Annotated in this window: 16 protein-coding genes; 7 read left to right on the top strand and 9 right to left on the bottom strand. The window is 73.9% G+C overall.

Going from position 1 to position 19,340, the window contains the following annotated elements; all coding sequences use genetic code 11:
• Positions 1 to 90: 90 nt before the first annotated feature.
• Both MANAM107_RS02510 and rfbA read right to left on the bottom strand, forming a co-directional pair.
• The gene (locus tag MANAM107_RS02510) at positions 91 to 1,065 is read right to left on the bottom strand and encodes a LicD family protein (protein WP_223910701.1); all 975 of its coding nucleotides are present in this window, start codon (positions 1,063 to 1,065) and stop codon (positions 91 to 93) included.
• A gap of 74 nt (positions 1,066 to 1,139) precedes the next feature.
• Positions 1,140 to 2,033 (bottom strand): glucose-1-phosphate thymidylyltransferase RfbA, encoded by an 894-nt coding sequence (gene rfbA, locus MANAM107_RS02505; RefSeq protein ID WP_223910697.1) that lies wholly within the window; start codon positions 2,031 to 2,033, stop codon positions 1,140 to 1,142.
• Positions 2,034 to 2,242: 209 nt separating this feature from the next.
• Between rfbA and manA the strand changes: the two genes are divergently transcribed.
• Positions 2,243 to 3,433 carry a mannose-6-phosphate isomerase, class I gene (gene manA, locus MANAM107_RS02500; RefSeq protein ID WP_223910694.1) on the top strand — a complete coding sequence of 397 codons (1,191 nt, stop codon included), beginning with the start codon at positions 2,243 to 2,245 and terminating at the stop codon, positions 3,431 to 3,433.
• A gap of 650 nt (positions 3,434 to 4,083) precedes the next feature.
• On the opposite strand, the gene MANAM107_RS02495 is transcribed toward manA, so the two are convergent.
• Positions 4,084 to 4,956: a TIGR03089 family protein gene (locus MANAM107_RS02495; RefSeq protein ID WP_223910691.1), complete on the bottom strand. Its 873-nt coding sequence runs from the start codon at positions 4,954 to 4,956 to the stop codon at positions 4,084 to 4,086.
• Between the two features lie 336 nt (positions 4,957 to 5,292).
• Between MANAM107_RS02495 and MANAM107_RS02490 the strand changes: the two genes are divergently transcribed.
• Genes MANAM107_RS02490 through MANAM107_RS02480 form a run of 3 tightly spaced genes read left to right on the top strand, consistent with a single transcriptional unit; the run spans position 5,293 to position 11,704 of the window.
• Positions 5,293 to 5,613 (top strand): WhiB family transcriptional regulator, encoded by a 321-nt coding sequence (locus MANAM107_RS02490; protein ID WP_303134909.1) that lies wholly within the window; start codon positions 5,293 to 5,295, stop codon positions 5,611 to 5,613.
• A gap of 53 nt (positions 5,614 to 5,666) precedes the next feature.
• On the top strand, positions 5,667 to 9,467 hold the full coding sequence (locus MANAM107_RS02485) for a glycosyltransferase (RefSeq protein ID WP_308443634.1): 3,801 nt from the start codon (positions 5,667 to 5,669) through the stop codon (positions 9,465 to 9,467).
• Positions 9,464 to 11,704: a DUF5719 family protein gene (locus MANAM107_RS02480; RefSeq protein WP_223910685.1), complete on the top strand. Its 2,241-nt coding sequence runs from the start codon at positions 9,464 to 9,466 to the stop codon at positions 11,702 to 11,704. The genes MANAM107_RS02485 and MANAM107_RS02480 overlap by 4 nt, the downstream gene beginning before the upstream one ends.
• Before the next feature lie 108 nt (positions 11,705 to 11,812).
• Here the strand turns inward: MANAM107_RS02480 and MANAM107_RS02475 are convergent, their stop codons facing one another.
• Positions 11,813 to 12,268, bottom strand: a complete 456-nt coding sequence (locus tag MANAM107_RS02475; protein ID WP_223910682.1) for a metallopeptidase family protein — start codon at positions 12,266 to 12,268, stop codon at positions 11,813 to 11,815.
• Positions 12,269 to 12,376: 108 nt separating this feature from the next.
• On the opposite strand from MANAM107_RS02475, the gene MANAM107_RS02470 reads away from it, so the two are divergent.
• Together MANAM107_RS02470 and MANAM107_RS02465 are read left to right on the top strand one after the other, a co-directional pair.
• Positions 12,377 to 12,793, top strand: coding sequence for a DUF3499 domain-containing protein (locus MANAM107_RS02470; RefSeq protein WP_263421915.1), 417 nt, complete (start codon positions 12,377 to 12,379; stop codon positions 12,791 to 12,793).
• A gap of 2 nt (positions 12,794 to 12,795) precedes the next feature.
• Entirely contained in the window at positions 12,796 to 13,041 is a 246-nt protein-coding gene (locus tag MANAM107_RS02465) for a Trm112 family protein (RefSeq protein WP_223910676.1), read from the top strand.
• 48 nt (positions 13,042 to 13,089) lie between these two features.
• On the opposite strand, the gene MANAM107_RS02460 is transcribed toward MANAM107_RS02465, so the two are convergent.
• Positions 13,090 to 13,989, bottom strand: a complete 900-nt coding sequence (locus tag MANAM107_RS02460; protein WP_223910673.1) for an RDD family protein — start codon at positions 13,987 to 13,989, stop codon at positions 13,090 to 13,092.
• A gap of 14 nt (positions 13,990 to 14,003) precedes the next feature.
• Here MANAM107_RS02460 and MANAM107_RS02455 point away from each other — a divergent pair, with 14 nt between their 5' ends.
• Positions 14,004 to 14,999 (top strand): stage II sporulation protein M, encoded by a 996-nt coding sequence (locus tag MANAM107_RS02455; RefSeq protein ID WP_223910669.1) that lies wholly within the window; start codon positions 14,004 to 14,006, stop codon positions 14,997 to 14,999.
• Between the two features lie 17 nt (positions 15,000 to 15,016).
• Here the strand turns inward: MANAM107_RS02455 and MANAM107_RS02450 are convergent, their stop codons facing one another.
• Genes MANAM107_RS02450 through MANAM107_RS02435 form a run of 4 tightly spaced genes read right to left on the bottom strand, consistent with a single transcriptional unit; the run spans position 15,017 to position 19,339 of the window.
• Entirely contained in the window at positions 15,017 to 16,312 is a 1,296-nt protein-coding gene (locus tag MANAM107_RS02450; RefSeq protein ID WP_223910666.1) for a DUF58 domain-containing protein, read from the bottom strand.
• 30 nt (positions 16,313 to 16,342) lie between these two features.
• Positions 16,343 to 17,437: an AAA family ATPase gene (locus MANAM107_RS02445; protein WP_223910663.1), complete on the bottom strand. Its 1,095-nt coding sequence runs from the start codon at positions 17,435 to 17,437 to the stop codon at positions 16,343 to 16,345.
• The gene (locus tag MANAM107_RS02440) at positions 17,430 to 18,665 is read right to left on the bottom strand and encodes a DUF4350 domain-containing protein (protein ID WP_223910660.1); all 1,236 of its coding nucleotides are present in this window, start codon (positions 18,663 to 18,665) and stop codon (positions 17,430 to 17,432) included. Before MANAM107_RS02440 ends, MANAM107_RS02445 begins: the two co-directional genes overlap by 8 nt.
• Positions 18,662 to 19,339 carry a DUF4129 domain-containing protein gene (locus MANAM107_RS02435; RefSeq protein ID WP_223910657.1) on the bottom strand — a complete coding sequence of 226 codons (678 nt, stop codon included), beginning with the start codon at positions 19,337 to 19,339 and terminating at the stop codon, positions 18,662 to 18,664. The genes MANAM107_RS02440 and MANAM107_RS02435 overlap by 4 nt, the downstream gene beginning before the upstream one ends.
• Position 19,340 lies beyond the last annotated feature (1 nt).

Below are 19,340 nucleotides of genomic sequence, written 5' to 3'. Positions count from 1 at the left end.
ACTTCGCGACTCAGGCGACACCTGCAGGGTACGTCCACGTCGCGATGTGACGCCCCCGTCGCCGAGCGGCGCCCCACCGGATCGCCGGGCTCACATGGCGTCGGGGTCGTGGCGGCCGAAGTCCACCCGCACCGGCTTGTGATTGACCCGCTGCTCCGGGGGCGGCAGCTCCATGTAGTCGCCGTAGCCGCGGCGCAGCACGGCGTCGTAGTCGCGGGGCAGCTCGACCATGATGTCCTCGAAGGGCACACGGGAGGTGGGGAGGAGCTCGGCCTCGCTGGCCGACCAGCGCAGCGGCTCCTGGGTGGAGTAGTCCCCCAGGACCCGCGAGCCCCCCGCACTGCGGCCCGAGCCGTCCTCGTACAGGCGCGCCGCCTGCTCCCAGCGCTGGTAGAGGGCCGACGGCGGGACCCGCAGCCCCTTCATCGTCCCGTGCACCGCGTGGAAGACGGCGGAGGCCGCCGCCCCGACCACGCCCGTCAGCCCCGTCTCCGGGGTGGCGCTGCCGTGGAGGAAGAGCAGGCGCCCCCACACCCAGGTGCGGCGGCTCTGACGGCGGAAGGCCCGCCGGTCCCGCGGCACCCGGTCCAGGGGGAAGACATCGACCCCGATGGGCACGGGGAAGGCGCGGTCGGCCGCCGCCGCCGGCACGAACTCCGTGCCCACCAGTCCCATGACCGCGAAGGTCTTGGGGTAGTCGCGGTGGGAGCGCTGGCTCATCACCACGAAGTCCTCGCCGATCACCCCGGGCGCCAGCTCCAGGAAGCGCTCGTAGTCGGCCCGGGGCATGCACACGTCCACGTCGTCGTCCCAGGGGATGAAGCCCCGGTGGCGCACAGCGCCGATGGCGGTGCCCCCGTAGACGGCGTAGGCGATGCCCAGCTCACCGCACACCCGGTCCAGCTCGCGCAGCACATGGGTGGTGGCCCGCTGCACCCGGCGCAGCGTCGCCTCATCGGCGGTGCCGTCGATGGGGCCGGACGGGGCCGGGCCGGTGGGCCCACCGGAGGACTCCCCCGGTGCCCTGGATGCGCCGGGCTCAGTGGAGTTCTCAGTGGAGCTCATGGTGCCTCTTCTCTCCTGCTCATCCCTGGCGACGGCGCCCTCAGGCCACCGATCGCCCCGTGCTCGCTGCCGCCTCAGCGCCCATCGGCCCCGTGGCCGCGCCGGGAGCGGGCCAGGATGTCCAGGAGGTACTGGCCGTAGCCGGACTTCACCAGTGGCTCGGCGCGGGAGCGCAGGCCCTGGTCGTCGATGAAGCCCATGCGCCAGGCCACCTCCTCGGGGCAGCCGATGTTGAGGCCCTGGCGGTGCTGGACGGTGCGGATGAAGCTGGTGGCGTCGGCCAGGGAGTCGAAGGTGCCGGTGTCCAGCCAGGCGGTGCCGCGGGGCAGGACCTCCACGCTCAGGCGGCCCGCCTCCAGGTAGGTGCGGTTGACGTCGGTGATCTCGTACTCCCCGCGCGCCGAGGGCTTGAGGGCCTTGGCGATCTCGACGACGTCGTTGTCGTAGAAGTACAGGCCCGGCACGGCATAGTCGGACTTGGGCTCGGCGGGCTTCTCCTCGATGGAGACGGCCCGGAAGTCGGCGTCGAACTCCACCACGCCGTAGGCGCTGGGGTCGGCGACCTGGTAGGCGTAGACGACACCGCCGGTGGGGCTGGTGTGGCGGCGCAGCTGGGTGCCCATGCCCGGGCCGTAGAAGATGTTGTCGCCCAGGACCAGGGCGGCGCTCTCAGAGCCGATGAACTCCGCGCCCAGGACGAAGGCCTGGGCCAGTCCGTTGGGCACCTCCTGGACGGTGTAGGACAGGTTGACGCCCAGCTGGGAGCCGTCGCCCAGCAGGCGGTGGAAGCTGGGGGCGTCATGGGGAGTGGTGATGATCAGGACATCCTGGATGCCGGCGAGCATGAGGGTGCTCAGCGGGTAGTAGATCATCGGCTTGTCGTAGACCGGCACCAGCTGCTTGGAGGTGCCCAGGGTGATGGGGTTGAGTCGCGTGCCGGAGCCGCCGGCCAGGATGATGCCTCGCATGGCCCTAGTGTGGCCTATATCTGCCCGATCGGGCACTTCTGCGCCCGCCGGGTCGCTCATGCCCCGATGCCGTCCCTGCCCGCCGGCCCCGCGTGGCGCGCCGGCCCCGACCGACGCTGCCCGCCGCCGGCCCCGGGCTCGCGGCCTGATCCGATTGTGATCCTTCCCTTGCGCGGCCCGTGGGGCCGCGGCGGGTATAGTGTGCGCCTATGGAATCCCTTGAGCCCGCACGCCAGCGCTATGACTGGGGATCGAGTACCGCGATCCCCGAGCTGCTGGGCCGCGAGCCCGACTCCGACCCCTGGGCCGAGGCCTGGTACGGCACCCACCCCGCGGGGTGCACCCGGCTGGCCGACGGCACCAGCCTCCGCGAGCACATCGACGCCGACCCCCAGCGGCTCCTGGGGCAGGACGTCGTCCACCGCTTCGGCACCGGGCTGCCCTACCTGTTCAAGATCATCGCCCCCCAGCGGGCGCTGTCCCTCCAGGTCCACCCCAGCCTGGAGCAGGCCGCCGCGGGCTACCAGCGCGAGCAGGAGGCCGGCCTGGCCCTGGAGGACCCCACTCGCAGCTACAAGGACGACAACCACAAGCCGGAGATGGTCCTGGCCCTCACCCGCTTCGAGGCCGTGGCCGGATTCCGGGCGCCGCGCCGCGCCGTGGAGGTCCTGGCCGACCTGGACAGCCCCCTGGCCAAGCGCATGCGCCGCAGCCTGCGGCGCAACCCCACGCGCTTCGGCATCCGCCAGGTCTTCACCGATCTGATCAGCGCCGAGACCCGCCCGGGCCCGGGTGAGATCGAGGAGCTCGTGGCGCAGATCGCCGCCCGCCACGAGGCCGGCGCCTCGCCCTCCAGGAGGGTGGATGCCACCGCGGTGGCCATGGCCCGCACCTTCCCCACCGACCCCGGTGTCGCCGCCTCCCTCCTGCTCAACCCCGTCACCCTCCAGCCGGGGGAGGCGCTGTTCGTGCCCGCGGGCTGCGTGCACGCCTATGTCGGCGGCCTGGGGGTGGAGATCATGGCCTCCTCGGACAATGTGCTGCGCGCGGGGCTGACGACCAAGCACATCGATGTGCCCGAGATGCTGGCCTGTGTGGACTACGTGGCCGCGCCCCCGGTGCGCCCGGCGCCCGAGTACCTCTCGCGCGCCACCCGCGCCTACTACGCCCCGGTGGACGACTTCGAGCTCATGGTCACCACCGTGGTGCCTGCCGACGGCGCCCTGCAGATCCCCGGCCGGGGCCCGCGCATCGTCCTGGCCGTCGAGGGGAGCACCACGCTGACCAGCCCCCGGGGCAGCAAGCGGATGGCCCGTGGCAGCGCCGTCTTCGTCGGTGCCGATGAGCGCGTGCTCAGCGTCGAGGGCGACGGCGTGCTCATCCAGGCCGACATCCCCTAGTTGCCCTTCCTCGGGGAGGAGAGTAGGGCGGGTGCGGTCCCGGTACCCCTTCCGGTTCGGGGCGGCTCGGGGTGTGGGCCCTGGCCTTGCGCTGGCCGGCGCCGTCGGTGCGGGCGGGGCGGGTGGTGGTGCGCCAGGAGGGCCGGAGCGGAGTGCCGCGAGAGCCGTGTGCTTCGGGATGGCCAAGCGGGTTGGGACGGTGGGCCTGCAGGTTGGGCGTCGCTTGGCGGCTTCGGCGTCACTTGGCGGAATGGACGACACCTACAAGCACCGTCCATTCCGCCAAGTGACGCACTTGTCGCCAAGTGAGGCCCCATCGCATCGCAGCGAGCCCCGGCCTGCCGCCATCCCCGGCGCCCTTGCATCCCCGGGCCCTTGGCCACCGATCCGGACAGCCCAGCACTCCGGTCCCCTGCGAGTGCGGTGAGCCCGGTGGGGGCACGATCGTGGGTGCGGCCGTGGCGCCGGGCCCCCTGCCCCGGCGGGCCCGCCGGCTGACCTGCTCATGGCGAGTCCGCCCGACCAGGCCCATCGCCTCTGCGGGCGAGGCGGGCCCAGTGGCCCAGGTCCCGCTGGAGGCCCCTCACGCCCCCGTCCTCCCCGCTGGCAGCCTCCCGAGGAAGGACGTGGACCCAGCCGGCTCATCCCCGTCAGGGGAGGAGTGCGCCCTCCTGGCGGGCCGCGGCCGCCGCCAGGGCGTCGTCGGCCCCGGGGGCCAGTAGGACCGCGGTGGCGTCCCGGCTCCAGGCCCCCAGGACCTCCAGCAGTGCCCGACCCGGATCCGCGGCGCGCACCAGCTGAGCCCTGGGGGCCGGCAGCGATGGGCCCGCCTCACCGCCCGCCGCGGTCGAGGCGATCGCCGCCGTCGCGATCTGCGTGAGGTCGGTGCGCGTGAGGGTGGTGGGGCGGCCGTCCCCCGACCCCGTCAGGAGGGTGAGGGCGGGCGCATCGCCGGGCGTGGGCGCGGCGGTGAAGGCATCGGCGTAGGACATCAGCTCGGCGGCGCCGTCGATGACCAGCGGGGGCAGCTCGCCGGGCCAGCGCACCGCCAGGGACTGCACGGGCAGGAGCACCTGGATCTCGGCCTCCGGATCGAGGTGCCGGGTCTCGAAGGCCACGCTCAGCCCGACGGCCGGGAGGTCGTCCTGGCTCCCTTCTGGGACCTGGCCTGCGCGATGGGGGATGTCAGCACCGTCAGCACCTGCGGCGACGCGAGCACTGCCGGCCGCGGGGCCGGCGGAATCGGGCTCGGCGGAGTCGGGGACGGCGCCCGCCATGACCACCCGCCGCCCGGCCAGCCAGGCGCCGCAGGCCCAGGCGATGGTGCGCCAATGAATGGGGCAGCCCAGGTGAACCGCGGTTCCGGGCTCGGACTCCGCGGTGATGAGGCCCGCGGCCTTGGCCTGCCACATCGACAGCACGTGACCGCTGAGCTCGATGCGCTCGGCCGGGCTGTACCACACGATCCGGGGCTGCTGATCCGCATGGGCGTCCAGGAGGCGCTGAAGGGCGTCTGGGGGCATGGGGGAATTGAACCAGACCTACAGACCGGGGGCGGGTGCGGCCCGCGGTCTCGATGCGGTGTCGATCTCGCCGGGGCGCGTGGGGTGCGCGTCACACCTCAGTAATTAAGCCGGAAAAGCGGGGCGGATACCCTTATCAGGTTCACTGCGGCATCCTCCCAGGGGTTTTGTAGGAAGTCGCCATACTGTGTCCTCCAGATGGGGATCTCCGCGGCATATCAAGGAACGATGTCAATGGTCACGAGAGGGTGAAGTTTCCCTCCCGGGCTTGACTGGCCTCATCTCACACACTTGTAATTCTTCTGGCACGCACGTCGAACTGAAGGGAGGCCGATCATGTGGAACATTCTCGGCGAGGGACCACTGACGCACCCTGAGGAGCCGGACACCGATGCTCTCCTCCTCCTCTTCGGCAGCGGCGAGGAGCTTGACGACGGGCCCCTGGCCTGGCAGGAGCGGGCCCTGTGCGCGCAGACGGACCCCGAGGCCTTCTTCCCGGAGAAGGGCGGGTCCACGCGGGAGGCCAAGCGGGTGTGCGCCACCTGCGAGGTCCGCGAGGAGTGCCTTGAGTACGCTCTGGCCAACGATGAGCGCTTCGGTATCTGGGGCGGCCTGTCGGAGCGCGAGCGCCGCAAGCTCAAGCGTCGCGCCGTATGAGCGCAGTGGACTCCATAGGGGGAGTTGATCGAGTTGGGGCCCTGGCTGTCGTTGTGACAGCCGGGGCTACCCCGTTTCTGGCTCCCGCGCTGCGCGCCGTCGCCGCGCAGAGCCGCGTTCCCGACATCGTCCTCATCGTCGACATCGCCTCGAGGGCCAACGGCCTGGGGGACGGCACTCCCATCGAGGAGATCGTCGAATCCTGCGGCCTGGACGACGTCAGCCCCGTGCGCATCGTGCGCTCCGGTGAGGCCGCCACCTTCGGCGACGCCGTGGCCCGGGGGCTGGAGTCCTACTCCCGGCTCATCGCCTCGGGCAACCGCCGGCGCTCGGGCGCCTCCGAGCGCCGTAAGCACGCCGCCCCGGGGCAGATCACCGGCCCCACCGGCGCCATGTCCCCCATCACCGTCCACGAGTGCGAGCTGGTCTCCGAGATCGTCGAGGGGCAGGAGGCCCCCGGCCAGCAGCTGTGGCTCTGGCTCCTCCACGACGACTGCGCCCCGGAGCCCGGGTGCCTGGAGTCCCTCATGGACACGGCCACCAATGCGCGCTCGGTGGGCATCGTGGGCCCCAAGCAGGTCTCCTGGGACCGCCCCGACCATCTCCTGGAGGTCGGCCTGCGCACCACGGCCTCGGCGCGCCGCGCCAACGACATCGTCCCCGGCGAGGTCGATCAGGGCCAGTACGACGACCGCAGTGACGTCCTGGCGGTGGGCACCGCCGGTGCCCTCATCGACCGCGCCGTGTGGGACGAGCTGGGCGGCACGGCCCCCTGGCTGGGCCCCTTCGGCGACGGCCTGGAGCTCTCCCGCGCCGCGCGGCTGGCCGGGTACCGCGTCGTCGTCGAGCCCCAGGCCGTCATCCGCCACCGGCGCGCCTCCTACCTGGGGCTGCGCCGCAGCCCCGAGGCGGAGGGGGCCGAGCAGGCCGCACCGGTGACGGTACTGCCCGAGCGCGACCCCGAGCGCTCCTACCGCGCGCGCCGCATCGCCCAGCTGACCAACTGGGCCGCCTTCTCCAACCGCCCCCTGCCGCTTCTGCTGGCCTGGTTCCTCATCCTGGGGGCGGGCCGCTTCGCGTGGCGCATGGTCGTCAAGGCCCCCGCCCTGGCCCGCGACGAACTGGCCGCCGCCATGGCGGTGGTCGGGCGCAGCAGCCTCATCCGTGCGGGCCGACGGCGCCTGGCCCGCCACAGCGAGGTGCCGCGCTCCGCCCTGGGCCGCCTCTACGTCGAGCCCGCCCAGATCCGCGCCCACCGGCGGGACCGGGTGCGCCAGGACCGGGAGCGCCGCGCCCGTGAGAAGGCGCCCAGTGAGCTGGAGCTGCGCGAGCTGGCGGCCCTGGCGCGCGCACGGCGCCGCACCCTGGGGGCCGTCACCCTGCTGGCGCTGGTGGTGGCGGGCGCGGGCCTGTCCCATGTGCTGCTCACCCGCTCGATCGCCGGCGGAGCCCTGGCCGGGCTGGACATGACCTGGTCCCAGGCCTGGTCCACGGCCTGGAGCGCCTGGCTGCCCGCCGCCGACGGCTACGCCGGGGGCCCCACGCCGCTGCTGGCCATTCTCGCCCTGCCCCTGGCGCTGGCCGGGGCACTGGGCCTGGGCGGCGCCACCGTCATCCAGATCCTCCTGCTGACCGCCATCCCCCTGGCCGCCCTGGGCGCATGGTTCGCCGCCGGCACCCTGACGCGCCGGGTGGTGCTGCGTGCCGGGGCCGCACTGGCCTGGGCCCTGACCCCCACCGGGCTGCTGGCCGTGGGGCAGGGCCGAGTGGCCGCGATCCTGGTGCACCTGGCCCTGCCCTGGGCGCTGCTGGCCCTGGCCCGCGCCGTGGGGGCTGATCGGCGCGACGTCGTCGTCTCGGGCATGGTGGGCGCCCACCAGCTCACCGAGGAGGAGCGCGCGGAGCTCGACCGCTTCGCCCAGGGCCGTCTGGAGGACCTGGCCCATCTCGATGAGCAGGCCGCTGACACCGATCCTTCCCACGAGGCCGAACCGGCAGATGTCACTGCTGCGGCCGAGCCCGGGGCGGGGGAGGAGCCCGACTCCGCCCCGGGCGGTACCGCTGGCGGCGTGGCCGCTGAGACGGATCCCCTTGAGACCGAGGCTGCGGGGGCCGCCCAGGCCGAGCCCACTGAGGGCGGGCCGACCGGCGCGGAGCCTGAGGAGGAGGCCTCGGCCGCTCCCGACCCCCGCAGGTCCGAGGGCCTGGCGGCCTACGGCCCCGGATCGGCGACGGCGGCCGCCGTGGCGGGACTGCTGCTGTCCGTCGTCGTGGCTGCGGCGCCTGCCACCGCCGTCGTCCTCCTGCCGGTTCTCATCGCACTGATGGTCCTCACCCGGGGCGGGCTGCGCCTGCTCCTGACCATCCTGCCCCTGGTGGCCACCGCCGCCCCCGCCTGGTGGCGGGCCTGGCAGCTGGGCCGGGACGTCGGCTGGGGCGAGGGACTGCGCCTGCTCCTGACAGACCTGGGGGCGCCCCTGGCGGTCTCGGTGCCCAGCAGCACCGACCTCCTCCTGGGATCCCCCATCGATCTCGATGTGCTCCTGCCCGCCTCCTGGCTGGCCGTGCTCGCCCGGATCCTCCTGGTCATCGTGCCGGCGGCAGCGCTGCTCGGCCTGTTCATCCCCGGGGCGGCCGGCGCGCGTAGCCGCACCGGCATCCTGCTGGCCCTGGGCGGGCTGGCGCTGGCGGCCCTGAGCATCCGCGTGGTCACCGCCGTGGGCACGACGGTGCTGGATCCCTCAGCGGTCCTGGTCACCGGCTGGGCCGGCACCGGACTGTCACTGAGCCTGGCCGGCTTCCTCATCGCCGCCCTGGCCGCCGGGGATACCGCCGTGGCGGCGCTTCGCCCCCGGCGCGCGGCCCGGCGGCGCATGATCCTGGCCGCGGCGGGCGTCCTGGTGCTGGCCGGCCCGATCCTCATCGGGGCCGCCTGGAGCTGGCAGTCCCTCAACGCCCCGGGTACCCAGCTCATGGCCCTGCGGCCGGGCAGCCAGCAGGTGCCCATCATCGCGGCCCAGGCGCAGGCCTCACCCGCTGCCGGCCGGGTCCTGCTCCTGGCCTCCACCCCCCAGGGGCTGCGCGCCTCGGTGTGGCGGGGGCCCGGCCTCCAGATCACCGACGCCCTGCCCTCAGTGCTCAACACCGAGCTGAGGCAGCGCGCCGGGGCGAGCCTCGACCAGCTCCTGGCCGACCCGGCGACCAGCAGTGCCCGGCCCCTGGACCTCCAGGACCAGGCGGATCAGGCCCTGGCCCAGCTCGTGGCCCGCGCCACCTCCGGGCAGGATGAGGAGGTCGCCCAGGCCCTGGCCGACCACGGCATCGCGGTCATCGTGCTGCGCAACGCCACCGGTGATGAGATCACCGCCGATGCGCGCTCGGCCATGGCCTCCACCCCCGGCCTGGAGCAGCTGGCCCAGACCGAGTCGGGCACCGCCTGGCGCGTGGCCCCCGACGGCGAGCAGAGCGCCGCACGCCTGCGCGTCGTCGAGACCGCGGCAGCCGCCCGGGGATCGAACGCCCCGACCACCTCGACCGCGCTGCCCTGGAGCGGCGGCGCCTCGGGCACCACTGCGGAGCTGCCCGAGGGCAGGGGGGAGCGCCTCCTGGTCCTGGCCGAGCGCAGGAGCCGCGACTGGAGCGCCACGCTCAACGGCCGGCCGTTGAGCGCCGCCACCGTGCCCGATGGGGAGGGCGGCTGGTCGATGGCCTTCTCCCTGCCCGCCTCCGGGGGCGAGCTCACCCTCACCCACTCCAGCACCGTCGCAGTGCTCCTGACCCGAACGATCTGGGTGGTCTGGGCACTGACACTCATTGCGGCTCTGCCGCTGCGCCGCGGGAAGGAGTCCGCATGAGCCACACGCCCGGGCAGAGCCCCCAGGAGGACTCCCCGCGCCCGCAGGACATGCAGGACGCGGTCGAGCACCGCCAGGCGGAGGGGCCTATGACACAGGAGGCTGCGGCCTCGCCCGCCCACGCCTCCGAGGACCCGTCACAGGAGGCCGCTGCGCCCGCGGAGGATGCTGCGGGCGCCACGCACCCCGAAGGCGCTCAGACCGCGGAGGCGGACGGCGCCGAGGAGGTGCCCGCTCAGGCGCCGGAGGCCGGCCCCAGTGCTGTCGAGGTCAGTGCCGAGGACGGCGCTGACACGACAGCTGGAGATCAGGCCGGTGATGCCCCTGGGGCGGAGCGCAGGCAGGCCGGCCATGGCGAGATCGGCGACGGTGAGGACCGCGGTGAGACCACAGGCGGTGGGCCCAGCGGCTCCGAGCGGGCCGAGACCACGGCTGGGGCGGAGGACGCCGAGGAGGACACGGCGAGCGCCGGGACCCAGGTCCCCGGAACTGCGAACCGCGCGCCCCAGGATCCGGTGACGCAGGATCCGGAGTCCTTCGAGGCCGGCGCGGCCGATGAGGCCATGGCGGAGGCCGGTGCGGACCAGGAGGCCGGGGCGCGCGGCTCATCCCAGACCCCCGCTCCACCTGAGACCCCCACCGCGTCCGAGGGTTCTGCAGCGGCCGCGACCTCCGCCGCACCCACTCGGCCCGCCCGCCGTCGTCTGCGCACCCTGCGGCGCCGGCGCCCCGGTGCGCCGCTGAGCTGGCGCCGTGTGGCGCACCGCTCCGCCGCCGTGGCCAGCGCCCTGGTGCTGGTCGCGGGCGCCGCGGGCCTGACCTGGTGGGGGCGCCACAGCCCCGCGCCGATGACACCATCGAGTGTTGAGGCACTGACCATTGCCGAGCAGGGCGCCCGCACCGTCTACGTCTGCCCCGGCCAGCCCGGCAACACCCTGGCCGTCACCGAGAAGGGCACCACCACCGCCCGCACCCTCATCACCCCCGTGGGTCGGGCTCAGTCCATCGACTACCGCGGCGAGACCCTGGACAGTGAGGGGACCACCTCCCTGGATGCCGGCACCGGAGGGGTGCTGAGCATCGAGCCCGCGGGCTCCCAGGCCGTCAGCGCCGCCACCGTCGTGACCTCCCTGACCAACGACGGGGACCTGCGCGGCCTGACCGCCGCGCCATGCACCCAGCCCAGTGCCGTGTCCTGGATCGTCGGAGGCTCAGCCGACCTGGGAGCCTCGGCCGACCTGCGCCTGGACAACCCCGGCGTCACGGCGGTGACCGCCCGGGTCAGCCTCTACGGCTCCTCGGGGCGCCTGTCCCTGCCCAGCAACGGGGAGGTGACCATTCCGGCCGGCAAGTCCCAGTCGATGCTCCTGGAGACCAGTGGCAGCCAGGACGAGCGCATCGCCGTGTCCATCGAGGCCGACGGCGGCTCCCTGGTCCCCACCCTGGTCACCGAGTCCCTCGACGGGGAGACCGCCGCGGGAGTCGACGTCATCACCCCCGGCTCGGGCCCGGCCACCGACCTGACCATTCCCGCCGTCCAGGTCGTCGATGCCGCCGAGCAGGGCGAGACCCCCCAGGACTCCACCGGCGCGACATCCTCCGAGGCCTCCGCCGTGCGCGTGGTCAACCCCCATGAGGAGCCGGCCTCGGTCAGCATCACCATGCTGGGGCCCGAGGGGCCCACGCCCCTGCCCGGCGCCCAGGAGGTCGAGATCGACCCCGGTGCCGTCTTCGACCTGTCCCTGCGGGGAGTGGCGCCCGGCACCTACGGCGTGCAGGTCACCGCTGACAGGCAGGTCGCCGCCGGCGTCCGCCTCGTGCGCAGTGCGGGGGAGTACCCGGCCCGCTCCGGCTCCCTGGTCCACGACGAGGCCTGGATCCAGCCCGGCGCCGGTGACTCCGGGCCCAGCAGCATCCTGGCCGTCCCCCGGGGCGGGGGGCTGACCCCCGCGGTCGCCCTGGCCAACAGCGGGGATCGGCGCACGGTGACCCTGGCCTCCCTCGACGGCGGATGGAGCCAGGAGGTGAGCCTGCCCGCGGGGGGCGCAAGCACCGTCGAGGTCCCCCAGGACTTCAGCGCGGTGACCGTCACCGACTCCGGCACGGGGGAGGGGCTGGCCGCCGCCACCATCGTCACCGCCCAGGCCACCGGGGATGCCGCCGGCACCCTCATCTCCGTGGTCCCGGCCGTGCCCGATGCCGCCGCCAGCGCCCAGCGCGAGGTCCTCCTCGACTGACGATTCCGCCGCCGTCGCCCACAGGCCCGCCGTCTCCTTCCAGGACGTGCTCGGGGCTGGAGCGGGCTGAGAGGCCACCGCGGTCGCCGCACCAGCGGTATCAGGCCTCTAGTGGTAGGCGCCCGGGTCGATCTCCTCGGGGCGGCGCCCCAGCATGAGGGCCACCTGCTCGACCACCACCAGGCGCACGATCTCAGCGAGCTCCTCATCGCCCGAGACCCGGCTGACCACCGGGCGGCGGTAGATGATGACCCGGCCGGGAAGCCCCGCATGCGGCTCCGCCGCGAAGCCGCGCCCCAGCACCACCGAGTGCTCCCACGGTGCGGGATCGGAGGGGGGGACCTCCTCCACGGCGAACTGGATCGCCTCGACCTGCGGCCAGCGGCGGCCCAGATCCTGGGCGGTGGCCACCACCAGCGCATCGAAGCGCTCGGCCCGAGTGCGCCACGCGGGCAGGCTCGGGGGCATCAGCGGACCGCGCAGGCCCCGGCCGTGGCGATCGCGCCGCCGGCGCGGCCTCCTCGCCGAGGGGCCGCCGGCCCCGGCATGGTACAGGTCGGTCACAGTGGCCAGCCTAGGCGTGAACCGGCTGCCTCCCGAGCAGCGGCACGGTAGCCTGCGGGCGTGAGAAGAGTCCGACGCTGCCGCAGGCCCGGCTGTGAGCAACCAGCCGTGGCCACCCTGACCTCCGTCTACGCGGACTCCACCATCGTCCTGGGCCCCCTGGCCACCGAGGCCCAGCCCGAGGCCTACGACCTGTGCGAGAAGCACGTCGCCTCCTTCACCGCCCCGCGCGGCTGGCAGATCATCCGCCTGGCCACCGAGTTCGCCCCCGCACCCCCCAGCGAGGACGACCTGCTCGCCCTGGCCGACGCCGTGCGCGAGGCCTCCCGGACCCCCCGCCCCGCCCCCCAGCCCGCCGAGCACCGGCCCCGGCCCGGCGGGATCGTGCCCGCCCCCCTCACCGGCCCCGCCAGCGGCCCGGGGCAGGGAGGCCTTCCTCAGCCCCCGGAGGTCCTGGCCAGCGAGATCACCCGCCGTGGTCACCTGCGCGTCCTGCGCGGGGACCGGGCGGTGGAGGAGGAGTGAGCATGCCCCAGGACGCCACCGACCACTTCGCAGCCGGCGGGTCCGGCAGCCCCGCACCGCAGTCCGCGGGCCTCATCGACCCGGGACTGCGCGGCATCCTGCGCTGCCCCATCACCGGCGAGGAGCTGGAGGAGGGCAGCATCGGCGCCGCCCCCGTACTCATCTCCCGGGGCGCCGCACTGGCCTACCCGGTGCGCGAGGGCGTGCCGATCCTCCTGCCCCACGAGGGCCTGCCCCTGCCCGCCTGAGGCGGCCCGCGCAGGTGGAGCCCGGCCCTCAGGCGCTCCGCCCGCTGCTCAGGAGCGCGGGGCTCCAGGCACTCCGGTGACCGCACCCACCCCGAGCACGGGGCGCTCCATCTCCTGGCGCGCGGAGTCCTCCAGCGCCCGGTCGCGCAGCTCCAGGATGAACTCGCGGTTGCGCCGCTCCACCATGACGGCGGCCAGGAAGCGCTCCGGATGGGTGCCGGCGGGGGGCGGTGGGGAGACGAAGCCCTGGATGTGCTGGGCCAGCTCCATGCCCAGCCGGTGACGGTGCTCGGGGCGCATCGCACTGGCCCGGTGAAGGAAGGTGCGCACCGACAGCGACAGCCCTCCCGGGATGCGTCGGATGTCCGTCTCCGCCGCCCAGGAGCTCAGCTCGGGAGGCATGAGGAAGGGGATGCCGTTGCCCATGTCGTGGCGCTCGCGCACCACATAGGTGCCCGCCAGCAGGTCGCCCAGGCGCTTGCCCCGCTTGGTGACCAGGCTGGTGCCCACCGCCAGTAGCGTCTGGGACAGCCAGATCTCCACCACGCCCACCAGGACCCGCACCAGGCAGTGGCGCCAGCGCACGGCGCCGCCGTCGTCGCGCACCACCCGGGTCCCCATGACCAGGCGGCCCGCGCTGCGGCCATTGCTGAGCACCTCCACCGCCAGGGGGACGGCCACGACCCACAGGAAGATGAGGCCGCTGAAGAGCGCGGCGAGCTGGGCGTCATTGGGCTGGCCGATGCCCAGCGCGTCCTCCTCGATGACCAGGCTGACGGTGATGATGGTCATCAGCAGGCCAAGCGCGTAGATGCCGTAGTCGATGAGCCCCGACAGCAGGCGGGAGGCGACCGTGGCGGGCGTGACCTCCAGGGCCACGGCCTCGCCGGTGACCATGAGGTCGGGCTCCATCATCCGCTCGGATGAGGGCGGTGCTTGAGTCGTCATGACAGACTTCCTGTGTGGATGTTGATGCTTTCTCCGCGGCGCACCGCGACCAGTGGGACCGTCTCGACCATCTCGTGGCCATGCGGCGCCTCACCGGCCAGGAGGTCGATGAGCTGGTGGCGCTCTACCGCTCCTGCGCCCGCCACCTGTCGCGGGTGCGCACCACGGCGCCCGACCCGCAGCTGGCAGCTGATCTCTCCCGGCGCCTGGCGGCGGCACGCGGACGCCTGACCGGCACCCGTGAGCTGAGCCTGGGCGATGCGCGGCGCTTCCTGAGCAGCACGATGCCCGCGGCGCTCTACCGCATCCGCTGGTGGACCGTGGGGGTGATGGTGGCGGAGATCGCGATCGCCGTCATCGTCGGCGTCTGGACACTGCGCACCCCCGAGGCGATGAGCGCCGTGGGAACCCCCCAGGAGCTGGAGGAGTATGCCACGAAGTCCTTCGAGGCCTACTACTCCACCTACGAGGCCCCGGACTTCGCCGCCCAGGTGTGGACCAACAACGCCCGCATCGCCGCGCTGTGCGTGGCCAGCGGCATCACCGGCGTGCTGCCGCTCTACGTCCTGTTCCAGAACGCGGCCTCCCTGGGTGTTGCCGGTGCCGTCATGGCCGACCACGGGATCTTCGGCCAGTTCCTGGCGCTTATCAGCCCCCACGGCCTGCTGGAGCTGACCTGCGTGTTCGTCGCCGGCGCCGCCGGGCTGCGATTGTTCTGGACCCTGCTCGTGCCCGGCCCCCGCTCCCGGGGCGCAGCCCTGGCCGCCGAGGGCCGCGCCCTGATCACCGTGGCCATCTTCCTCACCGGTGCCCTGGCCGTGGCCGGCCTCATCGAGGCCTTCGTGACCCCCGCGCCCATGCCCTGGGCTGTGAAGATCACGATCGGGGCCCTGGCCCTGGCGGCCCTGTGGGCCTATACCCTCCTGCTGGGCAGGCGCGCCGTCGCCCTGGGCGATACCGGCGACCTGGGCCAGGACGAGGCCGGCTACGTCCTGCCCGAGGCCGGCTGAGCCGGTGCGGGCGGTGCTCATAGGCGCCCCGCAGCCTTGAGATCCAGGTAGGCGTCGGCCAGAGCCGGCGCCAGGAGGTGGTCGGGGGCCTCGACCACCTCCACCCCACTGCGCCGCAGCCGCCGGCCCACCGCCGCGATATCGGCCAGCTCCTTGTCCGCCGCGGCGGCCACGTACACCGTCTCGGCATCCCGCTCCTGGGTGCGCAGCTCCTCCAGCGCGGGATCCGTGGCCGAGGCCAGGACCACCGTGTGCCGCTGCGCCAGGGCCGACATGCTGCGCAGCATCACCGGGTCGATGCCTGCGGCACCGTCCAGGGCGGTGAGGATGACCACCAGGGCGCGCTGGGAGAGCTGGGACTGGGCCAGGGAGGCCATGAGCGTCCAGTCCGACTCGATGAGCCGGGCCTCCACCCCGGCCAGCGAGTCGGCCAGGGCGCTCATGAGCGCCGGCCCCGACTGCCCGCGGACCTGGGTCCGCAGGATGCTGTCCAGGGCCACGACGTCGACCCGGTCCCCGGCATGGGAGGCCAGGGCACTGAGCAGGAGCGCCGCCTCGATCTGGGAGTCCAGGCGGGGGGCGTCGGCCAGGCGCGCGGCCGCCAGGCGGCCGGTGTCGATGAGGATGAGCACCCGCCGGTCGCGCTCGGGGCGCCAGGTGCGCACCACGACCTCACCGCGGCGGGCCGTGGAGCGCCAGTCGATGGAGCGTACGTCGTCGCCCACGACGTACTCGCGCAGGGAGTCGAACTCGGTGCCCGCCCCCCGGACCATGACCGCGCTGCGCCCATCCATCTCGCGCAGGCGCGCCAGTCTGGAGGGCAGGTGGCGCCGGGAGCGGAAGGCCGGCAGGACCCGCAGGACCGCCGGGGTCCACAGCGAGGCCTGCCTGCCCGCGATGCCCAGGGGGCCGGCCGAGCGCACGGTCACCGCTCCGGCCTCGCGGTCCCCCCGGCGCCAGGGGGTCAGCCGGGTCCTGTGCCGACGGCGCTGCCCCGCCGGGATGGTCATGCGGCCGCGGTCGGAGGCGGCGCCGGCGCTGGGCGGCCAGCCGTCGCGGAGCACCAGGCGCACGGTGCGGGAGCCGGTGTTGGTCACGCTCAGCGTGCAGAGCGCCGTTTCCCCCAGACGCACCGACTGCGAGACCGCCCGCTCGATCCTCAGCGACCGGGGGGAGGGTGCGGCCACGACGTCGATGAGGATGAGGATCGCCAGGACCAGGACCCAGAGCAGCACCGTCAGCGGGCGTGGCACGAGCAGGACCAGGGGGATGCCGGCCAGCATCACCCACAGGGCGCGCATGGTCAGGAACATGCCGCTCCTTTCACAACGACCTTGGGCGCCTCAGCGCGGCACCGGCACCGAGCGCAGCACGGACTCGATGACCGCCTGGGTGGTCATGCCCTCCATCTCGGCCTCGGGCCGCATCTGGATGCGGTGGCGCAGCGCCGGCAGGGCCAGGGCCTTGATGTCGTCGGGGGTGACGAAGGAGCGCCCCGACAGCCAGGCCCAGGCGCGGGCGGCCCCCAGCAGGGCGGTGGCTCCGCGGGGGGAGACCCCCAGGGCCACCGAGGGCATGGCGCGCGTGGCGCGCACCAGGTCCACGGTGTAGGCCAGCACCTCGGGGGAGGCCCCCACCGTGCGCACCTGGGCGCGGGCGGTGGCCAGCTCCTGGGCGCCGGCCACCGCCCGCAGCCCGGCGCCGGCCAGGTCCCGGGGGTCGAAGCCGCTGGAGTGGCGGGAGAGCACCTCGATCTCCTGGCCGCGCTCGGGCAGGGGGAGGACGAGTTTGAGCAGGAATCGGTCCAGCTGGGCCTCGGGCAGCGGGTAGGTGCCCTCGTACTCCACCGGGTTCTGGGTGGCGATGACCATGAAGGGGTCGGGCAGGGGCCGGGGCTCGCCGTCGACCGAGACCTGGCGCTCCTCCATGGCCTCCAGCAGGGCGGCCTGGGTCTTGGGGGGAGTGCGGTTGATCTCGTCGGCCAGGAGCAGGTTGGTGAAGACCGGGCCGGGGCGGAAGGAGAACTGCGCTGAGCGCGAGTCGTAGATGAGTGAGCCGGTGACATCCCCGGGCATGAGGTCGGGGGTGAACTGGACGCGCTTGGTCTCCACGCTCATGGCGGTGGCCAGGGAGCGCACCAGGAGTGTCTTGGCCACCCCGGGCACGCCCTCGAGCAGGACGTGCCCGCCGGCGAGCATGGCGATGACCAGTCCCGTGACCGCGGCCTCCTGGCCGACGACGGACTTGCCGACCTCGCTGCGCACCGCCACCAGGCTCTCGCGGGGGTCGGGGACGGTGCGGCCGTGGCCCTGCTGAGGGCCCTGCTGCTCGGGCGGGGTCTGCCGGCTGTGCTGAGCCTGCTGCGGCGCCGGGGAGGAGCCCGGTGCGGCAGCGGGTCCGCTCGGCTCAGGAGTGGGGATACCGGTCGTATCAGTCATAGGAGAGAACCTTGCTTTCGAGTCGGTCAAGATCGGTGGCCAGGCTGGCCAGGGACTGGTCGTTGGCGGGGGCGGGACCGTACAGGAGCTCGTCGAGGACGGGGCGCGGCAGATCGGTGGCTCTGGTGAGGACCTCCAACAGCTCGTCCCTACTGGCCACGGCGCCCAGGCCCAGGGCACGGCTCAGGCGCCCGGCGGTGCCGGTGCGCAGGGCGGTGGCCGCGCGCAGGCGGTCCCCGCCACGGCGGTAGAGCCGTCCGCGCGCGATGGTGGTCTCCGTGGAGCGCACGACGGCGGGCAGACTCTCGGGGATGATCGCCCCCAGGCGGCGTCCCTGGATGACGGCCAGGACGAGGGCCGCGATCATCAGGTGGAGGAGCAGCGCCGGCAGCCACGGAGGAAGCAGGGAGGCCGAGTCGTCGTCGGCAGAGGCCTCTTCGACCTGGGAGGCATTGAGCCACATGAGGGTGTCGTGGTGCCCCAGCGCCCTGATGCCCAGGGCCGCATGGCCCTCCTGGGTCAGCCGCGCATTGGTCAGGATGCTGGGATCGGAGATGACCCTGAGGGTGCCGCCTCCCACCGTGGGCTCGGTGATGTAGGAGAAGTGGGTCCCATCGACAGTGAAGCAGCCCTGGGCCTGCGGGGCCTGCTCAAGGCTCACCGAGCCCTGGGCCGCACCGATGGAGTGGGCGGCCCGCGCATCGGGGTCCTCGCAGTCCGCCTCCAGCGCCTCGGGGGAGGACACGCCGGTGGTCCGGGCCCGGGTCAGCCCGCTGAGATCCTCGTAGAGGGCTCCCACGACGACGATATCGCCTCCGGACTCGGCCAGGGCCCGGCGCTGGTCGATGGAGAGCGCCGAGGGCGAGATGACCGCCACGGTGCCCCCGTGGCGGGCTGTGGTGAGCGCGTCCTCGACAGTGGTGGCCTGGGAGACCCTGACGCCCTCATGGCGCAGCAGCTCGGCCAGCGCCATCGTGCCGTTGGCCTTGGGGTTGTCGATGGCCAGGGGGATCGAGGAGGTCATCGGGCGCGACCACATCGTGGCCAGCGTGACGGCCAGGAGGAGCAGCAGGGCCAGGGCCGGGGGCCGCCAGCGCCGCAGCCTGGCGCCCCAGGACTCGCCGGTGACCTGATCGGCCTGGGCCTCGGCGCCGGGGCGCTGTGAGCCGGTGCCTGCCGGTGCCGCCTGCCGGGAGGCGGGCAGGGCGACTGCACTGGGGCCGCTCATGGGGTGGCCTCCGCCAGCGCGGGGGCCTTGGTGCGCGGGCGCCGTGCGCCGGCGACATCCCGGGCCAGGCGCCGCATCCACTCGTCCTGCTGCGGTGAGGAGGCCACCCGGCCGTAGCGCACGGCGTCGAACAGCTCGGCGCCCTGGCCCAGGCGCGTGACGATCTCGCAGTTCCCCAGGGATCGGGCGGCCAGGGCCACCGACTCGTTCGCGGTCATGCCCGGGTACTCCTCGATGAGGCCGCGCTCATCCAGGGACCGGATGATGGCGCGGAAGCGCTCGATGACCGCGGTGGCGTAGTCGGCCCGGGAGGCGGCGGCATCCGCGGCCCGGGTCAGGTCCGCGGAGTCCCGCTCATCGCCGAAGAGCGCGTCGTCGGCCGTGCCGGCCCGCGCGGGCAGCGTGATCCGGCGTGCCCTGATGGCGATGAGAATGAGCGCGGTGATGAGTGCCGCTGCGCACAGGGCGACGATGAGCGTCGAGACCCAGGGCGGGGCCCCGGGAACGAGCTGGTCGTCCTCCAGGAGGCTGCGCAGCCAGGCCCACAGGCGCGAGAGCAGGTCGTCCTGCTGGTGGTAGATGGGGCGGGACAGCTCGGTCTCGGCGGACCGGCGGGCCTCATCGGCCTGCGGCGTGGCGGGCACCTCGATGCGGGGCAGGAGGGGGGCCAGCACG

This window comes from Actinomyces capricornis (genome assembly GCF_019974135.1).
Classification (GTDB): domain Bacteria; phylum Actinomycetota; class Actinomycetes; order Actinomycetales; family Actinomycetaceae; genus Actinomyces; species Actinomyces capricornis.
Note: the sequence above shows the minus strand (reverse complement) of the source record. Positions and strands in the feature narration are given on the sequence as shown.